This is a genomic window from Altererythrobacter sp. CAU 1644, assembly GCF_029623755.1.
Classification (GTDB): Bacteria; Pseudomonadota; Alphaproteobacteria; order Sphingomonadales; family Sphingomonadaceae; genus Erythrobacter; species Erythrobacter arenosus.
Genome location: NZ_CP121106.1, coordinates 1,923,556 through 1,938,330, shown reverse-complemented (window position 1 = coordinate 1,938,330; position 14,775 = coordinate 1,923,556). Strand labels below are relative to the sequence as shown.

Sequence of the window (14,775 nt, the reverse complement as noted above, 5' to 3'; positions counted from 1 at the left end):
ACGCTGCGACCTTCCTAGCAGGCAAGATCGACCTGTCGCCAGCATTCGAGGCTCCGGCCCGGCGGCGATTACTCCCCGCTTGGATCGACGAAATTGCCCGCGCCGATATTCGCATTGACCACGCCGCCGTCGATCGGGATCGTCGTGCCGACGACATAGTCGCCCGCACGGCTGAGCAGGTAGATCGCGCCTGCGGCCATGTCCTCGGTCACGCCGACGCGGCGGGAGGGGACCCCGCGCCTGACCATCTCGGCATTGTCGCGGGCGGCACGGTTCATTGCCGACGGGAAGGCGCCAGGCCCGATACCGTTGACGATGATATTGTCCTGCACCAGTCGCGCGGCCATCCGGCGCGTCAGGTGGATCAGGCCCGCCTTCGACGCCTGGTAGGGATAGGTTTCCCATGGGTTGGTCTTCATCCCGTCTATCGAGGCGATCATCAGGACCTTGGCCGGGCGTTCCACGCTCGCTGCGGCCTTGAGCAGCGGATAGAGCTTCTGCGTCAGGAAGAAGGGGGTCTTGAGATTGAGGTCGACGGTGCGGTGCCAGCCCGCCTCGCTGAATTCCTCGAACGGCTCACCCCAGGCAGCTCCCGCATTGTTGACGAGCAGGTCAAGCTTGTCCTCGCGCTCGGCGATTTCATCGGCCAGTTGCTGGATGCCGTCCATCTGCGACAGATCGCCGACCAGGCCGATCACCTTTTCGCCCAGCTCGTTGGCGGTTTCTTCAACCTGCTCCTTCTTGCGCGCGACGATGTAGACGCGCTCGCAGCCCGCCTCGAGCAGCCCTTCGACGATCATCTTGCCGATGCCGCGCGAACCGCCGGTGACGAGCGCGACGCGCCCTTCCAGACCGAAGAGATCCCTCAAATTCATCATTGCCATTCTCCTCAGTAGCCTGACAGTTCGGCGACACGGTTGGCGTGGTAGTAGGCGTCGCCCATGAATTCCTGCAAGGCGCGGTCGCGCTTCATATAGAGCCCGATGTCATACTCGTCGGTCATACCGATGCCGCCATGCATCTGCACGCCTTCGCGGACTGCGAGCCCGGCCGCCTTGGCCACCTTGGCCTTGGCCACCGAAGCCATCAGGTCGGCCTGGTCGCTGCCGGCATCGAGCATCTGCGCGGCCTTGATCGTTGCCGCCCGCGCGATCTCGACCTCGGAATAGAGATGCGCCGCGCGGTGCTGCAGCGCCTGGAACTCGCCGATCAGCTGGCCGAACTGCTTGCGCTGCTTGAGATAATCGATGGTCATGTCCATCGCGCCGCCAGCCACGCCGACACCCTCTGCCGCCGCGCCGACTCGGCCCGCCATCAGCACCTGGTTGAGGATTTCGCGCCCGCCATCGACCTCGCCGATCACCGCATCGCCATCGAGTTCGACGCCGTCGAAACTGGTGTGCGTGGCCATGGAGCTGTCGACCAGCCGCACAGCATCATGGCTCATTCCGGCCGCATCCTTGGGCACGGCGAACAGGGTGATGCCATCGGCATCGCTGTCGCCGCCCGAGGTGCGCGCAGCAACCACGAGCATATCCGCGCTGGCGCCCTGGATCACGAAATCCTTCCGCCCCGACAGCTTGAAGCCATTGCCCGACCTCTCGGCCTTGCAGGCGACCCGCTCGGGCCGATGCTTGGCGCCCTCGTCGATCGCCACCGCGAACACGCTGTCGCCCGCGAGCAGGCCGGGCAGGTAGCGACCCTTGAGGTCGTCGCTGCCGTGCTTGAGCGCGGTCGCGGCCAGCACGCTGCTGGTGAGGAAGGGCGAAGGTGTCAGGTTGCGCCCGATCTGTTCGAGCACGATCCCGGCTTCGACATTGCCCATGCCCATGCCGCCATCGGCCTCGTCGACCATGATGCCGGTGAAGCCCATTTCGGCAAACTGCTTCCACAGCGCATGGCCGAAACCGTCCTTGCATTCACGGTCGCGCCAATGGCGCAGCTGTTTCGCGATCGCGCCTTCCTCGGCCATGAACTGGCTGGCGCTATCGGCCAGCATCGCCTGATCTTCGTCGTGATAAAGTGGCATTGATCAGGCTCCCGGCAGGTCAAGAATGCGTTTGGAAATGACGTTGAGCATGACCTCGCTGGTGCCGCCCTCGATCGAATTGGCCTTGGTTCTCAGCCAGTTGCGCGAAGGTTTGCCGCCCCCGGTCGCGTCGCTGTCCCATTCGAGGCTGCGCGAGCCGCCCACGCTCATCATCAATTCGTGACGGCGCTTGTTGAGCTCGGTCCCGGCGTATTTCATCATGTTGGGCTGCGCCGGATGTGCCTTGCCGACCTTGACCTCGTCGAGGAATTTCTCGCCCATGCAGGCATATGCGAGCGCATCGACATCGAACATCGCCAGCTCGGCTCGCAGCACCGGATCGATCTCGCCGCCTTCCTTGCCGGCGAGGCGCTTCATCGCCGCGCCGATCGCGGCCGTCCGCGTACCGCCGCCTGCGCCGGAAATCATCTCGCGTTCGTGCCCGAGGAGGTATTTTGCCACGTCCCAGCCTCGGTTGATCTCGCCCACATAGCCGGGGATGTCGTCGCCATAGCTCTTGGGCACCTTCACGTCGTCGAAGAAGGTTTCGCAGAACGGGCTGTTGCCGCTGATCAGCTTGATCGGCTTGGTCGAGACGCCATCGCCCGCCATGTCGAACAGCATGAAGGTGATGCCCTGGTACTTGTTCTCCTTGTCGGTGCGGACGAGGCAGAAAATCCAGTCGGCTTCGTCGGCATAGGAGGTCCAGATCTTTTGGCCATTGACGATCCAGTGATCGCCCTTGTCCTCGCCAAAGGTCTGCATAGAGACCAGGTCGCTGCCGCTGCCCGGTTCCGAATAGCCCTGGCACCAGCGGATTTCGCCGCGCGCGATCTCATTGAGGAAGTGCTGCTTCTGGCCCTCGGTGCCGAAGTGCAGCAGCGCCGGGCCGAGCATCCAGATCCCGAAGCTCGAGAGCGGCGGGCGCGCGCCGATGCGGCTCATTTCCTCGCGCAGGATCTTCGCCTCGGGCGGGGTCAGGCCAGCGCCGCCGTAGTCCTTGGGCCACGCCGGGACGGTATAGCCCTTCGCCACGCAGGCTTCGAACCATGCCTTCTGCGCGTCGTTCTTGAATTTGGCGTTGCGGCCACCCCAATAGATGTCTTCCTCGTCGCGGACGGGTTCGCGCATTTCGGGGGGACAATTCGCTTCGAGCCACGCGCGTGTTTCGGAGCGGAAAGCATCAAGATCGGACACCACCGACTCTCCTTTGGTCACTTCCGGTTGACGCTTACGTTAGGGTGATTCGGTCGAAGGCCGCAAGCTAAGTTCTCGGCCTCCGCCATGCCGTAGCGTCGGCATCGCCGCCGTTGACGCGCCCCTGCTTGCGCCTAAGCTGGTTTCAAATCGAAATGGGAAGGAGAGACCATGCGATTCTCTGGCAAGACCGTGGTCATCACCGGCGCGGGATCGGGCATTGGCGAAGAAGCGGCCCGGTTGTTCGCGACCGAAGGCGCGACGGTCTACGCCAGCGACATCGATGAGGCGAACGGCCGCCGCGTGGCCGATGGCAGCGCGAATGACACGGGTGGATCGATCCGTTTCAAACGCTGCGATGTGTGCTCGCCCGCTGAGATCAAGGCGCTGATGGATCACGCCGCTGGCGAAACCGGCGGGATCGACGTGCTGTTCAACAATGCAGGAGCGCCGGGCGAACGCCCGCCGATCCACGAAATCGAGCCCGACGAGTGGGACCGCACGATGGACCTGCTGTTGCGATCGGTGGCAATGTGCATCCGTTATGCAGCGCCGCACATGATGGGCAGGCCGGGCGCTTCGATCGTCAACGTCTCAAGCGTGGCGGCCGTCGGCCCGGGCTATTCGCCCACCGCGTATGCCGTCGCCAAGGCCGGGGTGCTGCACCTCACAAAGATGGCGGCGGCCGATCTCGCCCAGTTCAACATCCGCGTCAACGCGATCCAGCCCGGCTTCATCAACACGAACATCTTCACGCGCAACCTCGCCGTGACAGACGACCAGAAGGAATTGGCCAAGGGCATGATCGCCCAGATGAGCTCGAACGCACAGCCGGTGAAACGCGGCGGGCAATCGCGCGATATCGCCGAGGCTTGCGCCTATCTGGCGAGCGATGCGGCGGGCTTCGTGACCGGTACATCGCTGCTGGTCGATGGCGGGCTTACGCTCGGGCCGCGCTACAGCTGGGATCCCGATGAGCCGGGTGTCTATGCGCCACTCGAAGCGCTCGAGGAAGAAGCGAGGCAAGCTCAAGCCGAATGAGTCTTTCTCCTGCTGCCCCTGTGATCCCTACTCCACCGCCCGAACGACTGCCGGTCCGGCTCAAAGTCGTGCATGGCTTTGGCAGCATCGCCTATGGGGTGAAGGAGAACGGTTTCGCGACCTTCCTGCTGCTGTTCTACAATCAGGTCGTCGGTCTCGATGCGGGCCTCGTCGGCACCGCGATCATGGTCGCGCTGATTGCCGATGCCTTCGTCGATCCGGTGATTGGCGAGTTGACCGACCGGACGCAGACCCGCTGGGGCAGGCGCCTACCCTGGCTCTATGGCGCACCCATCCCGCTCGCCTTTGCCTGGATGGCCTTGTGGCATCCGCCCGAAGCCAGCGACGCGATGACGATCGTCTGGCTGGTCGGCTGGGCGATCGTGGTGCGTTCGCTCGTCTCGATGTGCGAAGTGCCCTCGATCGCCCTCGTCCCCGAACTAACCGGGGACTACGACGAACGCACCATCCTGATGCGCTATCGCTTCCTGTTCGGCTGGGCCGGAGGCCTGCTGATCCTGATCCTCGCCTATGCGGTGTTTTTCCGCGCCGCCGGGGAGACCGATCCGGCCGGTTACGCCGCCTATTCGCTGACCGGGGCGGTGTTGATGGCGGGCGCTGTACTGCTGTCCGCTGCCGGCCAGCACAAGCGCATTGCAAAGCCCTCGCCGCCGCTTCCCGCAAATACTGGTGGGCTGAGGCAGATTGCAGGGGAGATGCGCCAGACCCTGTCCAACCGCGCTTTTCTGTGGCTCGTTTTCGCCGCGCTGTTCAGCTTCGTGAACCAAGGCATCGCCTTTTCGCTGAGCAATTACATGATCGGTTTCCTGTGGCTGTTCGACCAGGCCGAGAAGACCGCCTATGCGCTGATCCTGTTCGGGACGATGATCGCGGCCTTCTTCGTCGTCGCACCGCTCGCCCGCCGACTGGGCAAGCGCCAGGCGGCGATATTCTCGGGGCTGGCGTCGATCTCCTTCAACACGCTGCTCTACCTGCTCTACGTCTTCGACGTCTTTCCGGAAGTCGCCGGGAAGCCCAGCGTGCTGCTGGTGTTTGCGATCATCTTCATGTCGAACACCTTCGGTATCGCCCTGATGATCCTGTCGAGTTCGATGATGGCCGACGTGGTCGAAGCGTCGCAGTCGGAAACCGGCCGCCGGTCCGAGGGCCTGTTCTTCGCCGGCTATTTCTTCATGCAGAAATGCGCGACCGGGATCGGGATTTTCATCGCCGGGATCATTCTGTCGTCCGCGGCCTTCCCGCGCTCGGCAGCACCGGGGCAAGTCACCCAGGGCGTGCTCGATGGACTCGCGCTCGGCTATGTCACCGCGATACTGGTGATCGGAGCCACCGGCCTGCTGGTATTGCGGCGCTTCCCGATCAACCGCGCCGATCACGAGGCACGCCTGGCCAAGCTCGATGCCGAGGCCAGGGGAGATATCGACGGGACGAGGATCCTGCCTTGATTGGCAGCAATGACAAATCGGGCTTGGCGACCAAGGGTCGCTCTGCCAGTTTCACAGCGAAACGGATTCGCCAGATCAACCGAATGATACATAGAGAAGGATAGACAGGATGGACTTCGAACCGACCGAACGGCAGCAATATTGGCGCGACCGCGTCAAGAATTTCATCGATGCCCATGTCCGTCCCGCCGTCCCGACCTACAAGGCGCAGGATGCCGAAGGTGACAGGTGGAAAGTCATTCCGGTCGTCGAAGAGCTCAAGGCCAAGGCCAAGGCCGACGGCATCTGGAACCTCTTCATGCCGCCGCGCAACGACGGCCACCATCATGTCGACGAAAGCTACGAGTTCGAAGGCCCCGGCCTGACCAACCTCGAATATGCGCTCTGCGCCGAGGAAATGGGCCGCATCGGTTTCGCCTCGGAAGTCTTCAACTGCTCGGCGCCCGACACCGGCAATATGGAGGTGTTCCACCGCTACGGCACGCGCGAACAGAAGGATCAATGGCTGACGCCGATCATGAACGGCGAAATCCGATCTGCCTTCCTGATGACCGAGCCCTTCACCGCATCTTCCGACGCGACCAATATCGAATGCCGGATCGACCGCGACGGCGACGAATATGTGATCAACGGCCGCAAGTGGTGGTCATCGGGTCTAGGTGACCCGCGCTGCAAAGTCGCGATCGTCATGGGCAAGACCGATTTCAGCGCCGGCCGCCATGCCGCGCAATCGATGATCCTGATGCCGACAGATGCGGAAGGCGTGAACGTGATCCGTCACCTGCCGGTGTTCGGCTATGACGATGCGCCGCACGGGCACATGGAAGTCGAACTGAAGGACGTGCGCGTTCCGGTCACGAACATGTTGCTCGGCGAAGGCCGCGGCTTCGAGATCGCGCAGGGCCGCCTCGGCCCGGGCCGCATCCACCACTGCATGCGCACCATCGGCGTGGCCGAGGAAGCGCTGCACAAGATGTGCAAGCGGCTGCAAGAACGCGAGGCGTTCGGCAAGCCGATCTACAAGCATTCGGTGTGGGAAGAGCGCGTCGCGCGCGCCCGGATCGACATCGACATGACCCGCCTGCTGTGCCTCAAGGCCGCCGACATGATGGACAAGGTCGGGAACAAGGCCGCCAAGCAGGAAATCGCCATGATCAAGGTCCAGGCGCCCAACATGGCGCTCAGGATCATCGACGATGCGATCCAGGCGCATGGCGGCGGCGGCGTATCGGACGATTACGGTCTCGCCAATGCCTACGCTCACCAGCGCACGCTGCGGCTGGCCGACGGCCCGGACGAGGTCCACGCCCGTTCGATCGCGCGGATGGAGTTCGCCAAGCACCTGCCCGAGAAGGGTCCGAGCGCCAACGCCCTGCGCGATGGCAAGGGGCCGCAGGCCGACAATGACAGCCTGAGCTCGGGCGATATGGGAGTGGCGCGCTGATGGCGAAGGCTGCCATTCTCGAGAAGCCCGGCGATGGGCTGGTCATCGGCGAGGTCGAATATGCCGAACCCGCCGCGCATGAGGTGCTGATCGACACCAAGGCCTGCGGGCTGTGCCATTCGGACCTGCACTTCATCGAGGGCTCCTATCCGCACCCGCTCCCGGCCATTCCGGGCCACGAGGCGGCAGGGATCGTTCGCGCGGTTGGCAGCGAGGTAAAGACCGTGAAGCCAGGCGACCACGTGGTCTCCTGTCTGTCGGCCTTCTGCGGTCACTGCGAGTTCTGCGTAACCGGCCGCATGGCGCTCTGCATGGGGGCCGACACACGCCGCGCGCCCGACGCGAAGGGCCGCATTGCCCGCGCCGACGGTTCGCCGGTGATGCAGATGCTCAATCTCTCGGCCTTCAGCGAGCAGATGCTGATCCACGAGAATGCCTGCGTCGCGATCGACAAGGATATGCCGTTCGACCGCGCCGCCCTGCTGGGATGCGCGGTGACGACGGGTGCCGGGACGATCTTCAACGCGGCCAAGGTCGTGCCGGGTGAAACGGTAGCGGTGATCGGCTGCGGCGGCGTTGGTCTCGCAGTCGTCAACGCGGCCAAGATCGCCGGTGCGGGCAAGGTTATCGCGGTCGATCCGATTCCGGAAAAGCGCGAACTGGCCAAGGTGCTCGGCGCGACCCACACGGTCGATGCCGTGGCCGACGATGCGGTCAAGCTGATCCACGAGATTTCGGACGGCGGGGTGCATTACGGGATCGAGGCCGTCGGCAGGCAGGCTTCCGCCGATCTCGCTGTGGCATCGCTGCGGCGCGGCGGCACGGCAATCATCCTCGGCATGATGCCACTGGACTGCAAGGTCGGGCTCAGCGCGATGGACCTCCTGTCGGGCAAGCGGTTGCAGGGCGCGATCATGGGCTACAATCACTTCCCGGTCGATTTGCCGCGGCTCGTCGACTTCTACCTGCGCGGGCTGCTCGATCTCGACACGATCATCGCCGAGCGCATCCCGCTCGAGGACATCAACAAGGGCTTCGACAAGATGCGCGACGGACATTCGGCGCGTAGCGTGGTGGTGTTCGACTGATGTCCGGAGAAGCGCAACCGATCGACTACCAGAAGGAAATGGTCGGCACGGTCAAGGTGACCGAACGCGACCAGCTGGACCTCGAACGGCTGACACAATGGTTCGAAGCCAATGTCGAAGGCTTTGCAGGGCCAATCAGCTACTCGAAGTTCAAGGGTGGTCAGTCGAACCCGACCTACCGGATCGACACGCCAGCTGCGTCCTACGTGCTGCGCCGTCAGCCGTTCGGCAAGCTGCTCCCCAGTGCGCATGCGGTCGACCGCGAATACAAGGCGATGACCGGCCTTTACCCGACCGGGTTCCCGGTGCCGCGCACCTTTGGGCTATGCGAGGACCCGGACGTGATCGGGTCGAAGTTCTTCGTCATGAGCATGGCCGACGGACGCAGCCTGTGGAACGGCGCACTGCCCGACAACACGCCGGAGGAACGCCGCGAAATCTACAACGCCATGATCGACACCATGGCCGACCTGCATCTCAAGAAACCCGACGAGATCGGGCTTGGGGATTTTGGCAAGCCGGTCGACTATTGCGCGCGCCAGATCAGTCGCTGGACCAAGCAGTACAAGCTCTCTGAAACCGAGCACCAGCCGAAGATGGAGCGGCTGATCGAATGGCTGCCCGAAACCATCCCGCCGCAACATGAAAGTTCGGTGGTGCATGGCGATTACCGGCTCGACAACATGATCTTCGCGAAGGATGAGAACCGGGTCCTGGCAGTGCTCGACTGGGAACTGTCGACGCTGGGCGATCCGATCGCCGATTTCAGCTATCTCATGCTCAACTGGCACAATCCGGCCGACGGACGGGCCGGCCTGCTCGGCCTCGATATCGAGGCGCTGGGCATCCCGTCGCAGGACGAAGCGGTGGAGCGCTATGTCGCGCGAACCGGCTATCCGGTGCCGCCGATGGACTGGTATTTCGCCTACAACCTCTTCCGGCTCGCGGGGATCATGCAGGGCATCAAGAAGCGCGTGATCGATGGCACCGCGTCGTCGGCCCATGCCAAGCAGATGAGCGAGCGGGTCACTCCGCTGATCGAGCGCGCCTATGAGTTCGCGATTGCCGCCGGAATGCCCGAATAGCGCGAGAGCGGAGCGCTAGAACTTCGCGTCCCATCTCACCACGACACCCGCATCGTCCGGGGCGGCGACGTAGTGTCCCGGCTGTCGACGGTAGAACAGGCTCGCCGCAGCGTTGCCCCACAACAGTGGTCCGCGCCATGCCAGTTCGCCCATCACCTCGCGGCCCCGCGGCGCCAGGTTGAGCTGGCGGATGCCGAAGCTCGCGCTCTCGGTCGCGTAATCATAGGCGATCGGGAGATTGAGGTTGAGCCCACCGCTTTCGACGCGCAGGGGCTGGCTCAACCGCAGGCCGATGCTGTCCGCTTGCGAGAGGAAGCCATGCCGCGCCAGATCGAAGGCCCAGGCATTGCTCCAGATCCGCGAACCACTGGCCAGGAGACCCCCGCCGCGCGGAGTCGTCATCCCCTGGCGCCATTCGGCCCCGACCTGCCATCGTGGCCCAATCGCCCGCCGCAGCGCGAGATCGGCAAAGACACTGTCCGCCCCTGTGATGCCAAGACTCTCGTGGAAATAGCCGCCCAATACGGTGGCATCTTCGTTCCGCCAGCTGAGGTCGAGCGTTGCCACCGTCCCCTTGAACTCGCGGTCGACGGCGAAGCCGATACTCTGGGTCGGGCGTTTCTCGCGCACGCCGAGATAGATATCTTCCCCAAAGCGGGCGTTGCCGTACCAGGTGTCGCCTCGTTCGGCATGGAGTGTCAGGCCCCATGGCCCGAACTGATGACGCAGCGCAATCGCTATGTCGCCTTGCGCGAAATGCCCCTGTTGGCTGCGCGCGTCCGGCGCAATGAGGAATGCAGGGCGCGACAGGCTCGCATCCTGCCCCTGCAATTGCGCAACGATGCCGTCTGCCCCTTGCGCATAGCCGACGCTGAGATCGAACCCGGGCGCCAGTTTCGCGGAGACGCGCGCTGCCAGCACCTTTGACTGCTCGGCATCATCCTGCGTCAGGCTGAGCTGTTGCGACCAGTCTAGGCCGGCGGCGCGACTGCCCTCACCCACCGTGAAGGCAAGTGCGAGGTCGCGATTGCCCGCAGCGACGGTGCGGCCGTGACGCTCAACGGCATTGAAGAGCCGCGGGGTGATCTGCGCACTGCGCAAGCGCGCCGAAATGTCGAAATTGAATGCCCGATCGTATTTGTCGGTAATGATCGACTGGATGTTGGCGACGCGGACGGCATCGCCCATCGGCGCCGAGCCCACCCCCATGTCGCCCGAGGTCGAGACCGGTGTCGCACTACCCGCCATCGTCGTCACCCCCTGGGGCTGGAACGCCTGGTGGATGTTGAGGATGCCGTAGCCATAGACATTGTCGACCCCTGCCGCACCGACGTCCTGCGCCGTGGTGAGCAGCAGTTGCACGATTTCGCGCGCCGTCAGGTTGGGAAAGGCCTGGGCCAGCAGCGCAACAGCACCCGATACCTGCGGTGCGGAGAAGCTCGTGCCGGAAATGAGCCAGCCCGAACCGTCGAACACGACGAAGACACCCTCTCCAAGCGCGGTGAGGAAGTGCTGCGTGACATTGGTCGCCTGGTTGCTGAAGTCGGAAATCACGCCGTTGCTGTCGACCGAACCGACAATGATCACATTACCATTGCCCGAAGCGGCGAGGTCGCGCGCGAATGCGTCTGGCGTCGCGACCCCGTCATTCCCGGACGATATCACAACCACCACGTTGTTTGCCGCGGCATATTGCACGGCCGAGCGCTCGGCCCGCGAACTGCCCTCGCCCCCCAGCGAAAGGTTCACCACCACGGCACCATTATCGACCGCATGGACGATACCCGCGCCGATATCGCTGAAGACGCAGTCGTCATCGGTCGCGCAACTGCCGGGGTCGTCGGCGCGAATTGTCAGGATCGTCGCGTCGTAGGCGATCCCGACGTTCCCCGAGTTGTTGTTGTCGGCGGCGGCCACCAGCGACACCAATGTCCCGTGGTTATCCTCTTCCTGGATCGTGGTGTTGCCGTTGATCCCGATCGAGGCCGAGGAGATCCGGCCGGCGAATTCAGGATTGTTCTGGTCAATCCCGCTGTCGATGATCGCGATGGTCTCCCCGGCACCAGTCGCGCCCCGAACCCAGGCGGTTGGCGCTCCGTGAAAACCAGGGCCGTCGGACCGGCGGAATTCCGAGGTGTTGTAGCCGATCGTGTCGTTGGGCAGCGGCGGCGGCGCATAGCCTGACCCGCCCGGAGTAGGCGTCGGAGTGGGCGTAGGCGTTGGGGTAGGTGTTGGAGTTGGAGTCGGCGTCGGTGTGGGTGTGGGCGTCGGAGTGGGAGCAGGCGCGGGCGCTGGCGTGCTGCGCGTACCTCCACCGCCCCCGCATGCAGCAAGGGCCAGACAGGCCGCAGCAAGCGCGGCCGAACTCGACGAAAACGGTAAAGAGCGGGTTACAGGCATGGGGCGACCTCATTATCCTGCCCCCATTGACCGTATTATCTACGGCAAGGGTTAGCGGCGTGGCAACTTTTTCTACGTCCTTCACGCCTTGCGGCCACCCACCCGGCTCGCTAGCAGCGCTTAATATCCCCCGATTATTGCACGGAGCCATAATGTCAGATGAACTAGCCAGCGCCATCGAGTCTGCCTGGGAACGCCGGAGCGAGATCACTCCAGCCAGCGGCGATGTGCGCAAGGTGGTCGATACGGCCATCGAATTGCTCGACAGCGGCGAAGCGCGCGTGGCCGAACCCGATGGCCAAGGCGGGTGGACGGTTAACCAGTGGCTGAAGAAGGCCGTGCTGCTGAGCTTCCGCCTTAACGACAACCGGGTGATGGAGGGCGGCAGTGCCGGCCAGCCGGCCTATGACAAGGTGCCGAGCAAATTCGCTGGCTGGGGGGAAAGCCGGTTCACCGATGCCGGAATTCGCGTCGTTCCCGGCGCAATCGCCCGGCGCGGCGCCTACATCGCTCCGGGCTGCGTCCTCATGCCGAGCTTCGTCAACATCGGCGCCTATGTCGGGGCAGGCACAATGGTCGATACCTGGGGTTCGATCGGATCCTGCGCGCAGATCGGCAAGAACTGCCACATCTCGGCCGGCACCGGCATTGGCGGAGTGCTCGAACCGATGCAGGCCAACCCCACGATCATTGGCGACAACTGCTTTATCGGGGCGCGTAGCGAAATCGTCGAAGGCGTGATCGTTGGCGAAGGTTGCGTTGTCGCGATGGGTGTTTTCATCACCCAGTCGACCAAGATCGTCTTTCGCGAGACCGGCGAGATCATCCGCGGCCATATCCCGCCCTATTCGGTCGTGGTCCCGGGAACGCTCCCCGATCCCAAGGGTGGCCCGTCGCTTGCGTGTGCGGTGATCGTCAAGACGGTCGATGCGCAGACGCGCGAAAAGACCGGCATCAACGATTTGCTGCGGGATTGATCGCGCTCCGCTTCGACGGAACATTCGGCCTCCGGTCTCGTTGTGGCCCAAGGGGATGCACACGATCCTAAAGAGCGGGAGCGATAGTCATGGAAAAGCAAGGCGACGAAATTCACCTGGACGATACCGAAGCGAAGGCTGGTGAGACATCCGGACACATGCGCTGGGTCCTGGGGATTGGGACGGTACTCGCGATCGTCCTGCTGTCACTGATCTGGATGACGGGTGCGTGGCAGGAAGGTGAAAAGGCCGAGGAAGCCCGTGACCGCGGAGACTACGCCCAGAACTTCGAGGACAGTGGCGACGACACCGATTCGATCGTCAGCGACCGCTTCGACGAAGTGGGCGACGCGGACGGCGCAGAGGTCGACACGCCCGCAGCAACTATCGAGAACGAGACAGAGTAATCGGCCGCGAAAGGCCGGAACCTCGCGCAATGCTTGGTCATTGTCTCCGTGAAGGAGACAATGATGAGTAATTCCAACAGCTTCCAGACCAATCAGTATGTGAAATGGTCATGGGGCAATGGCGAAGGTTGCGGCCAGATCTCCGAACGGTTCGAACGCGAAGTCACGCGCACGCTCGAGGGCAGCGAAGTCACCCGCAAAGGCTGCGCCGACAACCCCGCCTACCTGATCAAGCAGGATGACGGAGCCGAGGTGTTGAAGCTCGGCTCCGAACTGTCCGCGGCCTGAGCCGCCGCGTTCAATCCTTGGCGATCAGCGTCTCGATCGGTGCAGTATCGCGCAGCCGACTGGCAGTGCGCTCGGCCTCGCGCATCACGCGCATGACATTGCGCGAAGCGATCATCTCCAACTCCGCCTGAGAATAGCCGCGCCGCGCCAGTTCGGTGAACAGCGCCGGATATCCGGCAACGTCCTCCATGCCTTCCGGCCCGTTCGGCATGCCGTCGTAATCGCCACCAATGCCGATGTGTGCCACGCCGGCGATATCGCGGATGTGATCGATATGATCGGCCATGTCCGAAATGGTCGCCACCGGCGTCGGATTGCTTGCGTCCCATTTGGTGAGGAGTTCGGCAACCTTCTCCGGCTGGCCCTGCCATAGCGCCTTGAGCCGCGCATCTTCTGCCTGCCGCGCTGCATACCACTCGCGCTGCGTTTCGCTCAGGAAACCCGGCAGCGCGACAACCATGAGCACGCCGCCATTCTGCGGCAGTCGCGCCAGCACGCTGTCGGGCACGTTACGGGCGTGCCCGTTGATAGCCCGGGCTCCGGAGTGGCTGAAGATGACCGGCGCCTGCGCGATGTCGAGCGTGTCGTGCATGACCTTCTCGCTCACATGGCTGAGATCGACGATCATGCCCAAGCGGTTCATTTCGCGCACGACGTCCTTGCCGAAGGAGGTCAGCCCGTTATGCGCCGGCGTATCCGTCGCGCTGTCTGCCCATGGCACGTTCTTCGAATGCGTCAGCGTCATGTACCGCGCGCCCAGATCGTACATCTGGCGCAGCACCGCGAGGCTGGACCCGATGGAATGGCCGCCTTCCATGCCCATCAGCGAGGCGATACGGCCGTTGGCCATGGCCGTCTCGGCCTGGTCCGCGGTGAAGGCCAGTTGCAGCGCATCCGGATATTTCGCGACCAGTCGCTTGGTCAGGTCGATCTGTTCGATCGTGGTCTGAACCGCTTCCGCCTCCGGCAAGTTCGCCGAAGCATAGACGGACCAGAACTGCGCGCCGACCTTGCCTTCGGCCAGCCGCGCTAGGTCCGTATGCATTGGCTTGATCTTGCCGTCCGGCGATCCCGTGTCGAGCGTGTCGTGAAAATCGAACTCGTTGATCTGGTTGTTGGTGCGCATGCGCAAGGAATAGGGAACGTCGTTATGCCCGTCGAAAACGGGCGCCGCTTCGAGTGCCGCATTCGCCACTTCTTCGGGGGTTTGCGAGTGAGCAGCAGTTGCAACCAGGGCAATCGCGCTGGCTAGGCAAGTCATGGCGGTTCTCATTATTTCTCCCACTTGGCGTAATGGCTGCTAGGTTTGCGTTGCCCTCCATAGAGCAACCGGCACCAATGAAAAGGAGAACA

13 protein-coding genes are annotated in these 14,775 nt (G+C 63.5%); 8 read left to right on the top strand and 5 right to left on the bottom strand.

Annotation, left to right across the window (positions count from 1 at the left end):
• Nucleotides 1-68: 68 nt before the first annotated feature.
• From P7228_RS09685 to P7228_RS09675, 3 genes are read right to left on the bottom strand one after another with little or no spacing between them, the layout of a single operon-like run.
• Nucleotides 69-875, bottom strand: coding sequence for an SDR family NAD(P)-dependent oxidoreductase (locus P7228_RS09685; protein ID WP_278017747.1), 807 nt, complete (start codon nucleotides 873-875; stop codon nucleotides 69-71).
• A gap of 14 nt (nucleotides 876-889) precedes the next feature.
• Nucleotides 890-2,029 (bottom strand): acyl-CoA dehydrogenase family protein, encoded by a 1,140-nt coding sequence (locus P7228_RS09680; RefSeq protein WP_278015034.1) that lies wholly within the window; start codon nucleotides 2,027-2,029, stop codon nucleotides 890-892.
• 3 nt (nucleotides 2,030-2,032) lie between these two features.
• A complete protein-coding gene (locus P7228_RS09675) occupies nucleotides 2,033-3,226 on the bottom strand; it encodes an acyl-CoA dehydrogenase family protein (RefSeq protein WP_278015033.1) in 1,194 nt (397 codons plus the stop codon).
• Nucleotides 3,227-3,397: 171 nt separating this feature from the next.
• Between P7228_RS09675 and P7228_RS09670 the strand changes: the two genes are divergently transcribed.
• From P7228_RS09670 to P7228_RS09650, 5 genes are all read left to right on the top strand, one after another.
• Nucleotides 3,398-4,267 carry an SDR family NAD(P)-dependent oxidoreductase gene (locus tag P7228_RS09670; RefSeq protein WP_278015032.1) on the top strand — a complete coding sequence of 290 codons (870 nt, stop codon included), beginning with the start codon at nucleotides 3,398-3,400 and terminating at the stop codon, nucleotides 4,265-4,267.
• A complete protein-coding gene (locus P7228_RS09665; protein ID WP_278015031.1) occupies nucleotides 4,264-5,733 on the top strand; it encodes an MFS transporter in 1,470 nt (489 codons plus the stop codon). The genes P7228_RS09670 and P7228_RS09665 overlap by 4 nt, the downstream gene beginning before the upstream one ends.
• Before the next feature lie 109 nt (nucleotides 5,734-5,842).
• A complete protein-coding gene (locus tag P7228_RS09660; protein ID WP_278015030.1) occupies nucleotides 5,843-7,177 on the top strand; it encodes an acyl-CoA dehydrogenase family protein in 1,335 nt (444 codons plus the stop codon).
• A complete protein-coding gene (locus P7228_RS09655; protein WP_278015029.1) occupies nucleotides 7,177-8,265 on the top strand; it encodes a Zn-dependent alcohol dehydrogenase in 1,089 nt (362 codons plus the stop codon). Before P7228_RS09660 ends, P7228_RS09655 begins: the two co-directional genes overlap by 1 nt.
• Complete coding sequence (locus P7228_RS09650; protein WP_278015028.1) at nucleotides 8,265-9,350, top strand: phosphotransferase family protein; 1,086 nt, start codon at nucleotides 8,265-8,267, stop codon at nucleotides 9,348-9,350. The genes P7228_RS09655 and P7228_RS09650 overlap by 1 nt, the downstream gene beginning before the upstream one ends.
• Nucleotides 9,351-9,365: 15 nt before the next feature.
• Here the strand turns inward: P7228_RS09650 and P7228_RS09645 are convergent, their stop codons facing one another.
• Entirely contained in the window at nucleotides 9,366-11,750 is a 2,385-nt protein-coding gene (locus tag P7228_RS09645) for a S8 family peptidase (protein WP_278015027.1), read from the bottom strand.
• A 152-nt stretch (nucleotides 11,751-11,902) separates the two neighbouring features.
• Here P7228_RS09645 and dapD point away from each other — a divergent pair, with 152 nt between their 5' ends.
• The 3 genes from dapD (at nucleotide 11,903) to P7228_RS09630 (ending at nucleotide 13,422) form a co-directional block, all read left to right on the top strand.
• Nucleotides 11,903-12,727, top strand: a complete 825-nt coding sequence (dapD, locus tag P7228_RS09640; protein WP_278015026.1) for a 2,3,4,5-tetrahydropyridine-2,6-dicarboxylate N-succinyltransferase — start codon at nucleotides 11,903-11,905, stop codon at nucleotides 12,725-12,727.
• An 89-nt stretch (nucleotides 12,728-12,816) separates the two neighbouring features.
• A complete protein-coding gene (locus tag P7228_RS09635; RefSeq protein WP_278015025.1) occupies nucleotides 12,817-13,134 on the top strand; it encodes a hypothetical protein in 318 nt (105 codons plus the stop codon).
• Nucleotides 13,135-13,197: 63 nt separating this feature from the next.
• Nucleotides 13,198-13,422, top strand: coding sequence for a hypervirulence associated TUDOR domain-containing protein (locus tag P7228_RS09630; protein ID WP_278015024.1), 225 nt, complete (start codon nucleotides 13,198-13,200; stop codon nucleotides 13,420-13,422).
• Nucleotides 13,423-13,432: 10 nt separating this feature from the next.
• On the opposite strand, the gene P7228_RS09625 is transcribed toward P7228_RS09630, so the two are convergent.
• Complete coding sequence (locus P7228_RS09625; protein WP_278015023.1) at nucleotides 13,433-14,695, bottom strand: dipeptidase; 1,263 nt, start codon at nucleotides 14,693-14,695, stop codon at nucleotides 13,433-13,435.
• Between the last annotated feature and the right edge of the window lie 80 nt (nucleotides 14,696-14,775).

Excerpts from the sequence above, each read along its gene's own strand:
- P7228_RS09685 (WP_278017747.1), bottom strand. The coding sequence starts at position 875 with ATGAATTTGAGGGATCTCTTCGGTCTGGAAGGGCGCGTCGCGCTCGTC.
- P7228_RS09680 (WP_278015034.1), bottom strand. The coding sequence starts at position 2,029 with ATGCCACTTTATCACGACGAAGATCAGGCGATGCTGGCCGATAGCGCC.
- P7228_RS09670 (WP_278015032.1), top strand. The coding sequence starts at position 3,398 with ATGCGATTCTCTGGCAAGACCGTGGTCATCACCGGCGCGGGATCGGGC.
- P7228_RS09665 (WP_278015031.1), top strand. The coding sequence starts at position 4,264 with ATGAGTCTTTCTCCTGCTGCCCCTGTGATCCCTACTCCACCGCCCGAA.
- P7228_RS09660 (WP_278015030.1), top strand. The coding sequence starts at position 5,843 with ATGGACTTCGAACCGACCGAACGGCAGCAATATTGGCGCGACCGCGTC.
- P7228_RS09655 (WP_278015029.1), top strand. The coding sequence starts at position 7,177 with ATGGCGAAGGCTGCCATTCTCGAGAAGCCCGGCGATGGGCTGGTCATC.
- P7228_RS09650 (WP_278015028.1), top strand. The coding sequence starts at position 8,265 with ATGTCCGGAGAAGCGCAACCGATCGACTACCAGAAGGAAATGGTCGGC.
- P7228_RS09645 (WP_278015027.1), bottom strand. The coding sequence starts at position 11,750 with ATGCCTGTAACCCGCTCTTTACCGTTTTCGTCGAGTTCGGCCGCGCTT.
- dapD (WP_278015026.1), top strand. The coding sequence starts at position 11,903 with ATGTCAGATGAACTAGCCAGCGCCATCGAGTCTGCCTGGGAACGCCGG.
- P7228_RS09635 (WP_278015025.1), top strand. The coding sequence starts at position 12,817 with ATGGAAAAGCAAGGCGACGAAATTCACCTGGACGATACCGAAGCGAAG.
- P7228_RS09630 (WP_278015024.1), top strand. The coding sequence starts at position 13,198 with ATGAGTAATTCCAACAGCTTCCAGACCAATCAGTATGTGAAATGGTCA.
- P7228_RS09625 (WP_278015023.1), bottom strand. The coding sequence starts at position 14,695 with ATGAGAACCGCCATGACTTGCCTAGCCAGCGCGATTGCCCTGGTTGCA.